A 16,032-nucleotide genomic window follows, 5' to 3' on the forward strand; every position below is an offset into this window, starting at 1 on the left:
GCGGTCTTCCTTGCCGTGGGGGCAGGTGCGCATGGAGGCCATGCCGTCGCACTTCTTGCAGTAGAAGGTCCAGTCGATGTTCAGCGGCTGGCAGAGCAGGCGCTTGCCTTCTTCGGCGGGCACAGGGATCTTGCGGAAGATTTCCTGGGCTTCGAACATGCCGTAGAAGTCGCCCACACCGGCGTGGTCACGGCCGACCAGCAGGTTGTTGATGCCGTAGTTCTGACGGAAGGTGGCGTGCAGCAGGGCTTCGCGGGGACCGGCATAGCGCATGTCCAGAGGATAGCCGGCCTGGATGACGAAGTCTTTCACGAAGTACTTGTCGACCAGGGTGTCGATGCATTTCACGCGCACTTCGGCCGGGATGTCGCCGGGTTTCAGGGCGCCCACCAGGGAGTGGATGACCACGCCGTCGCACACTTCGACGCCGATCTTGGCCAGGTATTCATGCGAGCGGTGCATGGGGTTGCGCAGCTGCAGGGCGGCGACCTTCTGCCAGCCGCGTTCGTCCATCTTGGCACGCAGCTGGGCGGGGGTCATGTACACGCCGGGGAACTTTTCGGGGAATTCGCCCTGGGAGAGCACTTTCACGGTACCGGCCAGGTTGTATTCCTTCTGGGCCAGGACCATCTTCACGCCGGGATGGTCATTGGGGGCCACTTCCCAGAACTTTTCGGAGTCGGGGCCTTCGCCCTTGAACACCAGTTCGCATTCCCACTTCTTGTCGGCTTCGGTCATTTCATAGACTTCTTCGACCTTCAGGGTGGCCATGAGTTCGCCCTTGCGGACCAGGGCCACTTCGTCGCCGGCTTTCAGGCCCTTGGCGTCGTCAGCGGAGATGTCCAGGGTCACGGGCACGGGCCAGAAGGTGCCGTCGGACAGCGTCATGTTTTCGCACACGCTCTTCCAGTCGGCCTTGTTCATGAAGCCGTTCAGGGGCGAGAAGCCGCCGATGCCCATCATGATCAGGTCGCCCTTGGCGCGAGAGGAGATCTCAATCTGCTTCAGGCCGGCAGCCTTTTTCTTTTCTTCTTCCAGAGCCGCGCCTTCCAGCAGGCAACACACCAGGCCCTTGCCACCATGAGGGGGAACCAGTTTGGACATTGAGAAATCCTCCATTTGATTTTGTTGCTATACCGTTGCGCAATGGGCGCATCCGTAACGTCTCTTTGTGAGTTGCATCTTGTGAATAATCTAACAAAAAGTCAACCGCATTTCCGGATTTTTCACGGAAACGACGCACGAAGGACGCGGACTGAAACGGCTATCGCACTGATTTAACAGACGAAGAGCGCTGAAAATTTTTTATTGTGAAAATTCACGCGCACTCGGGCCACACCGTCCCGGCCGGCTGCTCCCGCCGCAGGGCAGGCAAAGCCCGTGGCCGGAATTTGCGGGGAACATAGCACGGCCGCCGCGCCATGAAAAGGGGGCCTGCGGGCCTCCTGCCGTGACTGCCACGCAGCCCTGCGAAAATGCAGGATAAATTCTTGCAGCGAAATCGGCTCGGGCAGGAATGCGACCCTCTGCGGGGGGCTTTGGGCATATCCGGCTGCCCGTCGTCCGGGGACTGCGCGGCGCGGAAGGCCGGGCGGCTGGCGACGGCCGTCCGCACGGGGGGACGGGGACAGGCCGCGGCGGAAGGCCGTGGAGCGGCCCCTGCGCTGCTGGTGGACGAGCGACGCACACGTCCGCGCACGGGCGTGGCGGATACGTCGGTGCGCGGGGCGCAGCGGCATATCGTGCCTGCGTCCCCGAAGGAGGATGACGGGCCGGCTCGCGGGAGCGCGGCAATCGGGGACGGGCAGGAGGTCCGGGCAGGAAGGGCGGCCCGTCCCGGCGGGGCACAGGGCCGGGGAGGAGACCGGAAAAAAGCCCGGCATCGGGGATGCCGGGCCTTGCCGTGACGCGGCGGGCCGCGACGGCTGTCCGGGGGGCGGGGCTAGCGGGAGACGGGCGTGCCCTGCACGGGCTGGCCCTGATGCTGGCCGGTCAGAGTGCGCAGGAAGCCCACGATGAGGTTGCGGTCCTTTTCAGGCACGTCCAGGCCGGAGCAGTAGGCACCCATGATGCGCACGGCTTCGTCCAGGGTGGTGACGGTGCCGTCGTGCAGGTAGGGATGGGTCAGCTCCACGTTGCGCAGGTTGGGCACCTTGAAGCGGTGCATGTCTTCTTCCTGCTTGCTGGCATTGAAGCGGCCCTTGTCCGAGCCCAGCGGCTTGCCGCCGCGGTCGGCGAAGTAGTCCTTCTTGAGGTCCATGTATTCATAGGACTGGCCGCCCATGCCCTTGCCCACATGGCAGGAGGCGCAGCGATAGGCCTTGAAGCGTTCGTAGCCTTCCACCTCGGCGGCGGTGAGGGCGGACTTGTCGCCGCGCAGCCAGCGGTCGAAGCGGCTGTCGGGCGAGATGAGGGTCTTTTCGTATTCGGCGATGGCGTCCGTGATGTTCTTCTCGGACCAGCCGTCGGGATAGACGGCGCGGAACTTCGCGCTCAGTTCGGCATCGGCGGCCAGACGGGCCGTGATCTCCTGCCAGTCCTTGCTGCCCATCTCGATGGGGTTCAGCGGCGGGCCGCCGGCCTGTTCCTGCAGGTCGGCCGCGCGGCCGTCCCAGAACTGCACGAAGTTGAACACGGCATTGAAGGTGGTGGGCGCGTTCACATCGCCCAGCTGCTTGCGGATGCCCTCGGAGAAGCGGGCGTTGTCCGTGCCGGCCTTGTCCAGGGCATGACAGCTGGCGCAGGCCACGGTGCTGTCGGCGGAGATGCGCACGTCGTTGAACAGGGCCTTGCCCAGGGCCACTTTGGCTTCGTCCACGGGCAGGCTGCGGGGGATGGGCTGGATGGGCTCGTTGGCGTGCTCGGGGGCCGCATCCGTGGCATAGTGGGCCTTGCGCGTCTCGGCCGCCCAGGCCAGGATGTCCTTCTTGTCCTTGTCGGACAGGCGGCTGCCCCAGTGTACGATGGCGAACTTGGCCGGCGGCATGGTGTCGTTGTGGATGACCCATTCCATCTTGGCGATCACGGTCTCGCCCACGGGCTTGTCCTTGCGCTGCACCAGTTCCTGATTGAGGTCCAGGGCGCGGATGCCGTCCCTGTAGTCCTGTTCGATGATGCCGCGGATACCGGGCACCTTGGCATAGAACGGCAGGTCATAGCCACGGGAGTGGCAGGCCATGCACTTGTCCTGCACGATGCCCGAGACACTGGCAAATTTGCTTTTCACCTCGTCCAGCCCCTGCGCCATGGCAGGGGTGCAGGCCAGCAGCACGACGGCGGCGGAAGCCAGCAGTTTTTCCTTCATATGCATCCTCCTTGGGGGCGATGCCGGGACGGCATCAGTTTGTTTGCGGGTGCAGCAAGAGGTTTTTTTCACAAATGGCGATATATGTCAATAGTAATATTTATTGTTAATTGGACAACACCTCAGATTTTGTATGTTTTTCAGGGATGCTCACTGGAACTTTTGCTATTTTATCAATGATTCAAGTGGGCTATGTACAACCATCTGAAATGGCGCATAAAAAAGGAAGGGATGCCATGATGGCATCCCTTCCTTCCAGGGGCATACGCGGCCTGCCGCGTCCGTCCGCGGCCGGCCCCCCCGGGAAGCGGCGGGACAACGGCCGTGTCCGGCGGACACGGGGCGCGGGGCGGGACGGCGGGCCTAGAAGGGCACCTCGTCCATATTGGAGGCTTCGGAGGGGAAGGCGGGGCCCAGGTCGTCGTCGCGCTGCTGGGGCGCGGGACGGCGCGGGGCCTGGCGCTGGCCGCCCATGTTGTTGCCGCCCATATTGCCACGGGGAGCGCGGGGCGCGGGCGCGCCGTAGTCGTCGTCATAGCCGCCCGCGTCGGCGCGGGAGGCATCGCCGCGGCGGTCCAGGAACTGGACGCGCTGGGCCTTGATCTCGGTGGTATAGCGGTCCTGGCCGTTCTGGTCCTGCCATTTGCGGGTCTGCAGGCTGCCTTCCACATAGACCAGGCTGCCCTTGGACAGGAAATTGGCGCAGTTCTCGGCCTGGCGCTGGAACACGGACACGCGGTGCCATTCGGTGCGTTCCACCTTGTTGCCGTCGCGGTCCATATAGGATTCGTCCGTGGCCACGTTGAGGCTGGCCACCGGCGAACCGCTCTGGGTATAGCGCAGTTCGGGGTCGCGACCAAGGCGACCGATGATCATGACTTTGTTCAGCATATCTTCTGCTCCTTGAGCAATAGCTCGGATGCCGTCTCAGCGCAGGCCGAAAAGGCGGCGGAAGAAGGACGGCTTTTTGCGTTGGGGGCCGGAGCCCGTGGCGGACAGACAGTCCTCCATCCTGGTCAGGGCGTCTTCCAGGTCCTCGCTGGCCCGGTGGGCGGCGCGGGGATCGTTGGCCCGCAGGGCCGCGTCCAGGCGGCTGCGCTGCACGAGGGCCTCGGCCAGCGCCTCCTTGAAGGGCTCCTGCTGCTGGGGCCAGCGTTTTTCGGCCATGCCCCTTTCCAGGACGTCCAGCAGGTCCGTCACGCCCGCCTTGCCCGCGCCGGCCGGGCCGAAGGCCAGCAGGCTGAGGCCGGGCCAGCATTCTTCCAGCAGGGCGGGGTTCCAGGTGACGGCCACGGTCCTGATGCGGGCCACCGGCCCGGTCAGGGGCGCCGGGACGGCCGTCTGCGCCAGAGCGGCTTCCAGACCGTCCAGCAGGGCGGCCAGGGCCGTGAGGCCGGCGGCGGCCTCTCCGCCCTGCCAGCTGCCGAGGGCGTCCTCGCAGCGGCGGGTCAGGTCGCAGAGGGGGCGCAGGCTGTCCAGGGAGAGGGGGGCCAGGGCGTCCACATCACGCATGGTCAGGCGGCTCAGGCACTGGGCCAGCTCCAGCAGGCCGGGGGCCTGCGCGCCGGGCAGGCCCAGCCAGGCGGCGATGTCCTCGCCATAGGGCTCGGCGGCCTTGCGGGCCAGGGCCAGCAGGGCGGGCCAGCGGCGGGCCGTGAGGCCGTCGGGATCGTCCGCGGCCTTCTGGCGGATCTGCAGTGCCATGCCCATGACGGTCTAGCCTTTTTCCGTCCACTCGGTCTGGACGCGCATGATGACGTCCTGGATGACGGGCAGCTGTTCCTGCGGGCAGACGCCGATGAGGGGCGCGTCCGCATCCATGTTTTCGTTGTAGCTGAAGTAGACGGCGTAGATGACGCCCGTGGGGCCGCTGTAGTGCAGGGGCACCTCGCGCTTCATGCGCGACATGATGAGCAGCTCCATGCCGTCGCGCACCACCACGGAGTGGGCGTCCGAGGCGCGGATCTTCTTGTCCACTTCGGGCGTGAAGTAATACTTGGCCCGTTCGGGCGCGCGGAAGAGGTGCAGGGCCTTCTTGAGGATCTTGTGTTCCACCTCGCTGCGGGTGAGCATGTGGCGGATGACCATCAGGGGCGTGCCCGCTTCCACGAACATGCCTTCCAGCTGGCTGTGGATCCTGCTGACCACGCCTTTTTCGGGCGAGCAGATGGGTTTGGGGTTGCGTTCGCGTTCCAGGGTGGCCAGGCGGGTGCCGGGCTTTTCCTTCCACTGGCCCTGGGGGCCGAGGACCTCGTCGCCTTCCTTGATGTCGGCGAAGGTCACCACGCCGGTGTGGGGCGTGCGGATGGTGATCTCGCGGTAGGGAGAGGCTTTGATTTCATCCAGCAATGCGGAAATGTTGATCATGCGTTTTTCCCGCTGTTTCCTTGGTCTTGGGTGGGGCCGCACCGGAGAGGGCGGCGGAAGGCGGGGCGCCGGCGGCGCCCCGCCCGCTGTCGGCTAACGGTAGTACAGGTTGCGCCCGCCCATGGTGAGCAGGGCCTGCTTGAGATTGGCACGGATCTGGCGACGGTCCCAGATGCCCTGGATATGCCCGCGCGACAGCGCCCGGTAGGAACGGTGGTACTTGGGCGGGATGTCCATGCCGGTGGTCTCCTTGATGACGCCGGGACCGGCGAAGCCGATGTTGGAGGAGCGCACCGCGAACTGGTAGGGCGCGCAGCCCAGGAAGCTGGCCACGGGACCGGCGAAGGAGTTGGTATCGTAGAGCACCAGGTACAGGCCGCCGGACTCGATGTAGCGGCGCACGGCCACGGTGCAGCGCGGCATCTGGATGACGCCGTGGGTGCCTTCCTGGATGCGGATGCCGGCGGTGCCGTGCACATAGGCCAGGAAGGGATAGCGCTTCTTGGCGGCGCGGGCGGCGGCCTCCACGAACTTGTAGCCTTCGGCGGCGCCGAAGGAACCGCCGCGGAAGGTGCCCATGAGCATGGCCACCACCATCTTGATGCCGTCGATGCGGGCCTCGAAGGTCATGCAGCCGCTGCGGCAGCCGGTCTTTTCCTGGGCGGCCCTGATGCGCTCCTCGAAGTTGGGGAAGTTCAGCGGGTTGCCGGCTTCGATCTCGCGGTTGAACTCGAAGACCGAGCCCTTGTCGAAGACGTTCTGCACATACCATTCCGGTTCCATGGGGAAGTGGTAGCCGCAATGGCTGCACACGCCCGCGAACTCGGCGAACAGGTCCGGGCCCCAGAGGTCCAGGCAGCCGTAGGAGGCGCTGTTGGGGCAGGTGATGGTGCGGTCGATCTTGTAGCGCGGCGAGAGGTAGTTCCACTTGCTCACGCGGTTGTCTTCCACCCAGTTGGACAGGGTGGTCAGTTCCTTGGCCGCGGCCTTCTTTTCCGCCGGGGAGGCGATGCGCTTCCAGGGGCTGAAGATGCGGCCCTTGAACACGTCCCATTCGCTGCCCAGCTCTTCCAGGATGTTGTGCAGCTTGCGCTTGTGGCGGCGCAGGAAGTCGTACTTGAAGTGCATCCAGGGCTTGGTGGCCCAGTCGCGCAGGGCGGCGGCGTTCTTGGCCAGGAAGGGCCGGTTGTCGATGGCGGCCGAGCGCGACAGGCGCAGGAACTTCTGCTGGCGGCGTTCGCGCATGCGGTTCTTGGCCGCGCCGGACATGCCCCAGCGCACATACATCTCGTCCAGGTTGGCCTCGGGGTTGCGCAGGCGCGCCAGGGCCAGGCCGCGGATCACGGGCGGCTTGGTGTTGCTGATGACCACCTCGTCGGTGGCGCGCAGCACTTCCTGCCGCAGGGCGCGGAAAAAGTCGAAGTGATGCGGCCGGGCGCCCAGGGCGGGTTCCTGCACCACGCTGTCGATGTAGCCGAAGCCGAGGTTGTCCTGGGCCGTGATGTGCAGGTTCTGGGCGCAGTGCTCGATGAGCTCGGGCGCGGCGCGCTGCCCGGCCTTGAGGCGGCCTTCGATGGCGGCCCCGCCTTCGGGCGAGATGACCGAGTAGTAGCCGTGGGAGAGCATGAGGCGCTTGTCGGCCAGGCCGATGGCCTCGGCGCCGCCGGAGCCGCCCTCGGAGATGATGGAGATCACGGGCACGCGCAGGCCGGCCATGGTGTAGATGTTGCGGGCGATCTGCTGGGCCGCGCCGGGGTAGTCCTCGATGGGATAGGAGCCGGGCGTGAAGATGTAGCAGTGGATGGGGATGCCCTCGGTCTCGGCCACGCGCATGTACTGCAGGGCCTTGGCGTTGCCCCAGGGCTTCACGGAGCCGCCGTTGCGGAACTCGGCGCCGTGGCCCTTTTCCTGCCCGATGACCATCACCGACTGGGTGTGCATCTTCTTGCCGCGGCGGCGGGTGAAGACCGCGCGGGCGATGAGCATGCTGGGGTCGAGGCTGTGCTCGTCCTGGCCGCCCACCTCGGTGAAGTTGTCATAGACGTTCTCCAGGATGTCACGCAGACAGATGCGCTGGGGATGGCGCACGATGCGTACCCGGTCCATGGGCGTGATGAGCTTTTCCAGCCGTTTTTCCACAAAGACGAACAGGTCTTCCAGCGAGGCGATCTCGGTGTGGGGGTCCTCAAGGGCGCCGCTGCGGACGTTGGCGGTGAACTCGGCCAGCTTTTCGTCCAGCAGGCGGATGCTGTCCTCATGCTTGCCCGCGAAGATGTCGCGCGTATACGAGAGCCTGTCGCTCAGGCTTTGGATGCGTTTTTCGATAGTGTTGTCCATAATCTGCTTGCGCCGTTTGACGTTGATGGGAGGGGGCCGCCGCGCGGGGCGGCCCGGCGGCTAGAAGCGCAGGGTCCGGGCGGTGTTGGTCCGCAGGAAATCCACGTTGGACTTGAGCGCCTCGCCGGCGTTGTTGCGGCCTTCCAGATGCAGGTTGTCCAGGAAGGAGACGCCGCGCGCCCGGGCCTCGGCCAGATCCTTGCCCCAGATGATGGCCAGGGCCAGGTTGGGGTCGAATTCGGTGGGGATCTCGTAGGGCGTGTCGGTGGGCACATGGGTCAGCATGGTGAGCCAGGGCTCCTCCTTCCAGGTGAAGCGCTCGATGCGGCCCACCCAGGGGGTGAAGCCGTTGTCCGGGTCTTCGGCGATGAGGCGGTATTCGATGCCCACGCCGTCGAAGGTCACGTCGTCCTGGGTATAGCCCAGGGGCTCGCCCAGGCCGATGCGGATCTGCTCGGCGATGAGGTCCACGGGGCCCTCGTGGTTGCGGATGCTGGAGATGCAGGCCGAGACGCCGTTCTCCACCTGGATGCGGGTGTTCACTTCCATGAGGAAGGGCTCGCCCTGGCGGGTGACGATCCATTCCCAGGTGCCCACGTTGTCATAGCCCACCTTGCGGGCCATGGTCAGGGAGTAGTGGACGATGTCCTGCAGCACCTTGGCGGCGTCGAAGCTGTAGTCCATCTGGCTGGGCACGAAGCCCGGGGCCACTTCCACGCGCTTCTGCAGGCCGGTGGACTGGATGGAGCAGTTGCGGGTGCCGAAATGTACGGGGTTCTTGCCGCTGCGGTCGGAGACGATCTGGACTTCCAGATGGTTGAAGTCCGTGATGCGCTGCTCGATGAGCACGCCCTCGTCCTTGAACTGGCGCATGGCGTAGTTGCGGATGCGGCGGTAGACGGAGCGGAAGTTGTCGATGTCGTAGACTTCCTCGATGCCCATGCCGCCGCCGCCGGCCGAGGCCTTGACCAGCACCAGCGGGCGCTTGATGCCCTGCAGCTCCTGGAACTCGAACACGCTGCGGGCGATGCGCTCGGCTTCCATCTCGTCATAGATGGGGCGGTCGGAGCCGGGCACGGTGGGCACGTCCAGGCTGCGGGCCAGACGCTTGGTGTTGATCTTGTCGCCCAGCTCGCGGATGATCTTCCACGAGGGGCCGATGAAGATCATCTTGCGGTCGCGTTTGGTCACGCGGCGGGCGAAGCGGAAGTCTTCGGCGAAGAAGCCGTAGCCGGGGTGCACGGCCGTGCAGCCGGCCTGGTCGGCCACGGACATGAGTTCGTTGGCGTCGTGATAGGAAGAGACGCGGAACAGGCTGCGCTCGCCGCCGTTCTCACGGGCGTAGCGCACATGGCCCGAAGCGGCGTCCTCGGCGGTATAGATGGCGGTAAAGGCCACACCCAGCTTGCGGCAGGCCCGCATGATGCGTATGGCGATCTCGCCGCGGTTGGCGACGAGGACCTTGTGCTGTTGCAAAGAATCTTTCTGGCTGGTCTCCAAGGCGGTCTCCTGAGGGCGGTGCTGTGCCGCTCTTGTGAAATGGGCGCCGGCGCGCTATAAAGCGATGCGCCTTTGCCGCTGAAAAACAAAAGCTCCTACAGCATATCGGCCTGGTCTTCAATATCTGAGAGGGACAATTTTATGCAAAACTGGCAAGAAGTCCAGCTCGTGCTGGCCGCGCTCCGGCGCCGTCTGGGGGCCGCGCTGCCCGGCCGCCCCCATGCGGCCCTCATCCTGGGCACCGGCCTTTCGGGCCTGGTGGAGCGCATGGAGGACGTGGTCAGCGTGCCCTATGCCGAGCTGCCGGGCTTCCCGGTCTCCACCGTGGCCTCGCATGCCGGGGCCTTCGTGCTGGGGCGTCTGGGCGGGCGCACCGTGCTGGCGCAGCAGGGCCGCTGCCATCTTTACGAGGGCTTCGGCCCGGACAAGGTCTGCATGGGCGTGCGCGTCATGGCGGGCCTGGGCGCGCGGACCCTGATCCTGACCAATGCCGCGGGCGCGCTGAACCCGCAGTTCGAGGCCGGGGGCCTGATGTGCATCAGCGACCAGATCAATTTCACCGGAGCCTCGCCCCTGACCGGGCCCAACCACGAGGCCTGGGGCGAGCGCTTCCCCGACATGAGCGCCATCTATGACGCCGGCCTGCGCGACCTGGCCTGCCGCTGTGCGCTCGGCCTGGGCATCCGCCTGGAGCGCGGCGTCTACATCGGCGTGCGCGGCCCGCAGATGGAAAGCCCGGCCGAGACGCGCATGTTCCGCCAGTGGGGGGCCGACGCCGTGGGCATGAGCTCCGTGCTGGAGGTCATCGCCGCCCGCCATATGGGCCTGCGCGTACTGGGCATCTCCTGCCTGACCAACAAGAACCTGCCCGACTGCATGCGGCCCGCGCCCCTGGAGGAGGTCATCGCCGTGGCCGGGCGGGCCGGGCGGGATCTGGGCCGCCTTGTGGAAGCGGTGGTGACAAATCTGTAAAAATCGCGTACACCATGCGCCCCGGCATCACTCCGGGGCGATTTTTTTACCAGAGCGAGACAGAACTATGCAACAGAATGACAAACTTCGTAACGTGGCCATCATCGCCCACGTCGACCACGGCAAAACGACCCTGGTGGACGCCCTTTTCCGTCAGAGCGGCGTGTTCCGAGCAGACCAGCAGGTGGATGACCGCGTCATGGACAGCATGGATCTGGAACGCGAACGCGGCATCACCATCGCGGCCAAGAACTGCGCCGTGCACTGGAACGGCGTGAAGATCAACATCATCGACACTCCCGGCCACGCCGACTTCGGCGGCGAGGTGGAACGTTCGCTCTCCATGGCCAGCGGCGCCATCCTGCTGGTGGACGCCTCCGAAGGCCCGCTGCCCCAGACCCGTTTCGTGCTGCGCAAGACCCTGGAGGCCGGCCTGCCCGTGGTGGTGGTCATCAACAAGATCGACCGCAAGGACGCCCGCCCCGACGAGGTGCTCAACGAGGTCTACGACCTGTTCATCGACCTGGACGCCAGCGACGAACAGCTGGAATTCCCCGTGCTCTACGCCATCGGCCGTGCCGGTGTGGCCATGCGCCACATCGACGACGAGCAGAAGGACCTGACCCCCCTGTTCGAGACCATCCTCGAAAAGATCCCCGGTCCTGCCTACGATCCCGAGCAGCCCTTCCAGATGCTGGTGGCCGACCTGGACTACTCCGACTACCTGGGCCGCCTGGCCGTGGGCCGCATCATGCACGGCAGCATCTACGCCAACGAGAGCCTGGCCTGCATCGGCGAGGACGGCCAGCCCCGTCCCCTGCGCGCTTCCAAGATCCAGGTCTACGAGGGCCTGCAGCTGGCCGAGGTGGACAAGGCCCAGCCCGGCGACATCGTGGTGGTGGCCGGCATCGAGGACGTGACCATCGGCGACACCATCTGCACGCGCGAGAACCCCCGCGCCCTGCCGCGCATCCGCGTGGACGAGCCCACCGTGGCCATGCGCTTCGGCATCAACACCTCGCCCCTGGCCGGGCGCGAGGGCAAGCTGGTGCAGAGCCGCATGATCCGCGACCGCCTGGAGCGCGAATGCCTGCGCAACGTGGCCGTGCGCGTGGAAGACACCGCCGACAAGGACGCCTTCCTGGTCAAGGGCCGCGGCGAGTTCCAGATGGCCATCCTCATCGAGACCATGCGCCGCGAGGGCTTCGAGCTCTCCGTGGGCCGCCCCGAGGTCATCCTCAAGAAGGACGGGGACGGCAAGACCCTGGAACCCATCGAGCACCTCTATGTGGACTGCGACGAGGTCTTCATGGGCGTGGTCACGGACAAGCTCAACCAGCGCAAGGGCCGCATGCTCAACTGCACCAACAACGGCACCGGCCGCGTGCGCCTGGAATTCTCCGTGCCCTCGCGCGGCCTCATCGGCTACCGCGACGAGTTCCTCACCGATACCAAGGGCACCGGCATCATGAATTCCTATCTGGAAGGCTATGAGGAATGGCGCGGCGACTTCCCCACCCGCTATTCCGGTTCCATCGTGGCCGACCGCGCGGGCAGCGCCGTGGCCTATGCCCTGTTCAACCTGGAGCCGCGCGGCACCCTGTTCGTGGAGCCCGGCGATCCTGTCTATGAAGGCATGATCGTGGGCGAACACAACCGTGACAACGATATCGACGTCAACGCCACCAAGGAAAAGAAGCTCACCAACCTGCGCGCCGCCGGCAAGGACGAGAACGTCATCCTCACGCCCGTGAAGAAGATGACCCTGGAACACGCCCTGCACTTCGTGCGCGAGGACGAGCTGGTGGAAGTGACCCCCCTCTCTCTGCGCCTGCGCAAGGTGGAACTCTCCGCCCAGAAGCGCTACCAGATGGCCGGGGCCAAGAAGAAGGCCTAGGGCCTGCTTTCCCGCATGCATGAGGCCGGCAGACAGGGACGCCATGTCTGCCGGCCCTTTTTTATGGGCGCCAGCCTGTTGCACGCCTGACGGGCGCAACAAAAAACCACCCGCAGGGCGGGTGGTCCCGATCTTTCCGGCGGACAGGCCCGCAAAGCCGCGGTACGGGTCGGCCCGGGACGTGTGCGGTGCCGTATGGGCAGGCCGGGCCCGCAGGCTGTCAGAACGTCCTGGGGAAAAGCCCGGGATCCAGGGCCGTGAAGTTGTCCCTCAGGACCTCCCTGAGTCTCGCGATGCCGGCCTTGTCATGTGCCAGGAGCATGAAGATGCTGGTCTGGCTGCCGTTGGAGGCTGCGTAACTGCTGCCGTACGCCTTGCGCTCCCGGGAAGAGAACTCCATGAGGCAGGTCCCGTCCCGGGTCGTGATGGGGCTGCAGGTGAAGCCGCCCCGCTCGAATTTGGCCCTGTAGCGCTCCACGAAGCGTTCGACCGGGACCCTGGCAGGGCCGATGATGAGGAGCAGGACCAGAGCGTCGCCGGGCTCATGCAGGGTCAGGTTGTAGAACTCGCCCTCTGTCCGGATCTGCTGCCAGCCCGGCGGCACCGTGAGCACGAAGCTGTCCGTCCTGATCTCCTCCGCCGCCGCGACCCGGGCGCAGAGCAGCAGAGCGAACAGCAGCGTGCTGAGCCGTATGGCGATATGTGTCATGGTCTCCCTCCGTACCTGTGCGCTCGTGCCATGGTTTCCCCCCATGACTGTGCGCTCGTGACCGTGCCCGCCGCAGGGCAGCGGCCCGGACGCCGTTGCCGTCCCCGGCACGTTGCGGCACTGTCCGCAGCCAGTTTTGGGGGGAAGGGGCCCCATCCTTGCCCCGGCGCGCTTTTTCAGACGGGCACGGGAGCATGCGCCACGCATCCGTGACCGGACCTGCGTGACGGGTGCTTTCTCGTTATTTGCAATAAATTGCAAAAGTCGTGTCAGCAGGCTCTAGAAGGAAGCCGGGAAGAGCTTGGGCTCGAGAGCCTTGAAGTTGGCCTTCAGGAAGTCCTTGAGCTGGAGCAGGCTGTCCTTCGCAGGCGCCATGAGCATGAAGATGCTGCTCTTGACGCCGTCGGAGGTGGTGTAGCCCTGGCCGTACAGGCCCTGTTCCTGGGAGGAGAACTCCAGGGTCCAGGTATCGCCCTTGGCAACGGGCTGGCTGCAGATGAAGCCGGACTGCTCGAACTTGGTCTTGTACTGCTCGACGAGCTGCCTGGCCGAGAGGCTGGCAGGGCCGATGATGAGGCTCAGGGCCTGGGTGCTGTCGGTCTTCTGCAGCATCAGGATATAGACGCCCTGTTCCTGGGCGACGACCTTCTGCCAGCCCTGCGGGATAGTGAGCGTGAAGCTGTCCGTCTCCACTTCTTCCGCCAGGGCGACCTGGGCGCAGAGCAGCAGAGACAGCAGAGCTGCCGTGACCAGAGTTGCGATACGTGCCATAGTTTCCCCCTCATGACTGTGCGGCCCGGCCGTGCCCGATGCTGGGCGGAGGCCGGGACACGGGTACGCGCTGTGCCGCTGCGTGGCGGCGGTCAGCAAATGGAGCTGCCCCGGCTGCCGTCCCCTCCGGGCCCGATGGCGGATGGCTGCGCCCCCTGGCGCCCGGCCCCCTTGCCGTGACGCCGTGCGCGTCCGGGCGGCAAGACACGCTCCCGCGTCCCGCTGCGGCGCCATCCGCCGCCTGCCGGCTCCCGGCTGCCCCAGGGCAGCTGCCACGGGCATCATGCCCGCGGATGGATGCGCTTACGGTTTGATGTAGGCGAAGCCCTTGTTCTGCAGTTCCACGATCTCCACCAGACCGGCGGGCACCACTTCGCAGCCGGGCCAGAGATCGGCCGCGGTCAGCTTGTTGGCGTCCAGGGCGTTCTTGCACAGACGCAGCTTGAGGCCGCGGGCCATGAGGTCTTCCGCGGTCTTCTGCAGCTCGGCCTGGGCGGGCACGAACAGCTTGACGGCCGGGCCGTTGGCCACCAGCACCAGCTCGAAGTCCTTGCCGGGCAGACCGTTCAGGTAGTTGCGGGCATTGACGAAAGCAAAGGCCAGCAGGCCCGGGTCATTGGCGTCCACATGCAGACAGAGATCATACGACATGGTACAGGCTCCTGAAAAAAGGGATAAACTGTCGCATGGTAGCAAAGGGAATTTGTCTTGCCAAGTCGCCCCACTGCGGCTATGGCATTGGATATGCGCCGGACCTGCCCTCTTTTGCTCCTTTTTTTCGCGACCTGCCTGCTGCTGGGCGGCTGCGGCCTGCTGTTCGGCGACGCCGCCCAGGAACTGGCCGACGCTGGCGGCACCCGGATGCCCGCCGGACAGGGGGAACGCATCCCCTATGTGCTGGCCATCGAGGTGGCAGGCACGGGGGCGGCTCCGGGCGCAGCCGCCGGGAGCGCCGGAGCTGACGCGGGGACGCCGGGCGTCCTCATGGGCAGCAGCGACGGGGCCCCGTCCCCGGCGGGGGAGGGCCCTCTTTGCCCGGTTTGGCGGCGGGCAGGCCGCAGGCGTTGCCGCCCCGCGCTCGCGGGCTGTCTTCCCCCCGCCCGGATCCTGCGCCGCTCTCAGCCTGGGCGGCGCTCTCTGGAAGGGCGGCCACGGGGGTACTCCTGTCCGGTCAATGCGCTATGATTGCCTTATTTTATGCAGATTTGGGGAAAAAGTCAAGGGAAAGGTTATCCAGAATTACTTGGCCAGCTTGCTCTTGGGATTGACGATGTTCCGCCAGTCCAGGTCGCCCCGGTCCAGGCCCAGCACCAGCATCTCCGCTGTGGCCACGTTGGTGGCGTAGGGCACGTTGTTCTGGTCGCACAGGCGGGAGATGTACAGCAGTTCCTTGTCCATGGAGGAGTCGTTGGGGTCCACGAGGAAGAGGACCATGTCGATTTCATTGTAGGCGATGCGGGCGCCGATCTGCTGGCTGCCGCCGTGCATACAGGACAGGAACAGGTGCACCTGCAGCCCGGTTTCCGCGGCGATCAGCTTACCGGTGGTATTGGTGGCGCAAAGGTTGTGGCGGCTGAGTACGCCCGCGTAGGCGGAGCAGAACTGCACCATCAGATCCTTTTTGTTGTCGTGGGACATGAGTGCGATATACATTGTGGCAGCTCCTTTCAAAATTCTTGGGGGGTAGCGGAGTGTCCTGCGTAGGGAGTGCTCTCTCAGAAACTGGTCTCTCAGGGGATCTTCATCAGCTTCACCTTCTCGCCGCACAGCCGTCTGGCGATGTTGCGGTAGGCTACGCTGGCGCAGCGGTTGTATATAAACAGCAGGGGGATCCCTCTGCCCAGGGCCAGGGGGAGGTCGTCATCCTCCGGCACCACGCCCAGCAGGGGGAGCCCGGCTGTATCAATCGCGTCGTCAATGGTCTGGCGGAGGGAGCGCAGCAGCTTCCTCCTGCATCGGTTCACCACCAGATGCACCCGGCCACGGGGCAGGTGCCCCAGCTCCATTACGGTGCGCTGGGCGTCCCGCAGGCTGGTGGGATCGGTGGTGGTGACCACAATGCACCGGTCGCAGCCGGTGATGGCCAGGCGGAACCCGGAGCCGAGACCGGCGGGGGAGTCCACCAGGCAGAAGTCAAAGATTTTCCGGGCCTGGTCGATGAGCCGGCGGAAAGCC

Annotated in this window: 13 protein-coding genes and 1 pseudogene; 2 read left to right on the forward strand and 12 right to left on the reverse strand. The window is 65.6% G+C overall.

From position 1 onward, the window contains the following. The 7 genes from sat to Q1X76_RS08485 all read right to left on the reverse strand — a co-directional run. Positions 1 to 1,104 (reverse strand): sulfate adenylyltransferase (sat, locus tag Q1X76_RS08455; RefSeq protein WP_300719231.1); only part of this gene is annotated, 1,104 nt, incomplete at its 3' end. An 838-nt stretch (positions 1,105 to 1,942) separates the two neighbouring features. After that, positions 1,943 to 3,304: a cytochrome c peroxidase gene (locus Q1X76_RS08460; protein WP_300719232.1), complete on the reverse strand. Its 1,362-nt coding sequence runs from the start codon at positions 3,302 to 3,304 to the stop codon at positions 1,943 to 1,945. Between the two features lie 363 nt (positions 3,305 to 3,667). Then, positions 3,668 to 4,195, reverse strand: a complete 528-nt coding sequence (locus Q1X76_RS08465; RefSeq protein WP_300719233.1) for a single-stranded DNA-binding protein — start codon at positions 4,193 to 4,195, stop codon at positions 3,668 to 3,670. Between the two features lie 36 nt (positions 4,196 to 4,231). Beyond that, positions 4,232 to 5,014, reverse strand: coding sequence for a hypothetical protein (locus Q1X76_RS08470; RefSeq protein WP_300719234.1), 783 nt, complete (start codon positions 5,012 to 5,014; stop codon positions 4,232 to 4,234). A 6-nt stretch (positions 5,015 to 5,020) separates the two neighbouring features. Beyond that, the gene (locus tag Q1X76_RS08475) at positions 5,021 to 5,671 is read right to left on the reverse strand and encodes a biotin attachment protein (RefSeq protein WP_300719235.1); all 651 of its coding nucleotides are present in this window, start codon (positions 5,669 to 5,671) and stop codon (positions 5,021 to 5,023) included. Positions 5,672 to 5,764: 93 nt separating this feature from the next. After that, positions 5,765 to 8,008, reverse strand: coding sequence for a carboxyl transferase domain-containing protein (locus Q1X76_RS08480; RefSeq protein ID WP_300719236.1), 2,244 nt, complete (start codon positions 8,006 to 8,008; stop codon positions 5,765 to 5,767). 60 nt (positions 8,009 to 8,068) lie between these two features. Next, the gene (locus Q1X76_RS08485) at positions 8,069 to 9,508 is read right to left on the reverse strand and encodes a biotin carboxylase N-terminal domain-containing protein (RefSeq protein WP_300719237.1); all 1,440 of its coding nucleotides are present in this window, start codon (positions 9,506 to 9,508) and stop codon (positions 8,069 to 8,071) included. 141 nt (positions 9,509 to 9,649) lie between these two features. On the opposite strand from Q1X76_RS08485, the gene Q1X76_RS08490 reads away from it, so the two are divergent. Both Q1X76_RS08490 and typA read left to right on the forward strand, forming a co-directional pair. Continuing rightward, positions 9,650 to 10,480 (forward strand): purine-nucleoside phosphorylase, encoded by an 831-nt coding sequence (locus Q1X76_RS08490; protein ID WP_300719238.1) that lies wholly within the window; start codon positions 9,650 to 9,652, stop codon positions 10,478 to 10,480. A 67-nt stretch (positions 10,481 to 10,547) separates the two neighbouring features. After that, entirely contained in the window at positions 10,548 to 12,377 is a 1,830-nt protein-coding gene (gene typA, locus Q1X76_RS08495) for a translational GTPase TypA (RefSeq protein ID WP_300719239.1), read from the forward strand. Positions 12,378 to 12,597: 220 nt separating this feature from the next. Here the strand turns inward: typA and Q1X76_RS08500 are convergent, their stop codons facing one another. The 5 genes and pseudogenes from Q1X76_RS08500 to Q1X76_RS08520 form a co-directional block, all read right to left on the reverse strand. Continuing rightward, positions 12,598 to 13,086: a hypothetical protein gene (locus Q1X76_RS08500; protein ID WP_300719240.1), complete on the reverse strand. Its 489-nt coding sequence runs from the start codon at positions 13,084 to 13,086 to the stop codon at positions 12,598 to 12,600. A gap of 279 nt (positions 13,087 to 13,365) precedes the next feature. After that, positions 13,366 to 13,857, reverse strand: coding sequence for a hypothetical protein (locus Q1X76_RS08505; protein ID WP_300719241.1), 492 nt, complete (start codon positions 13,855 to 13,857; stop codon positions 13,366 to 13,368). A gap of 303 nt (positions 13,858 to 14,160) precedes the next feature. Then, the gene (locus Q1X76_RS08510) at positions 14,161 to 14,508 is read right to left on the reverse strand and encodes a DsrE family protein (RefSeq protein ID WP_300719242.1); all 348 of its coding nucleotides are present in this window, start codon (positions 14,506 to 14,508) and stop codon (positions 14,161 to 14,163) included. 588 nt (positions 14,509 to 15,096) lie between these two features. Further along, positions 15,097 to 15,510 carry a methylglyoxal synthase gene (locus Q1X76_RS08515; RefSeq protein ID WP_300719243.1) on the reverse strand — a complete coding sequence of 138 codons (414 nt, stop codon included), beginning with the start codon at positions 15,508 to 15,510 and terminating at the stop codon, positions 15,097 to 15,099. A gap of 77 nt (positions 15,511 to 15,587) precedes the next feature. Then, positions 15,588 to 16,032: pseudogene (locus Q1X76_RS08520) on the reverse strand (septum site-determining protein MinD); the annotation flags it as partial.

This window comes from uncultured Desulfovibrio sp. (genome assembly GCF_949282365.1).
Lineage (GTDB): Bacteria > Desulfobacterota > Desulfovibrionia > Desulfovibrionales > Desulfovibrionaceae > Desulfovibrio.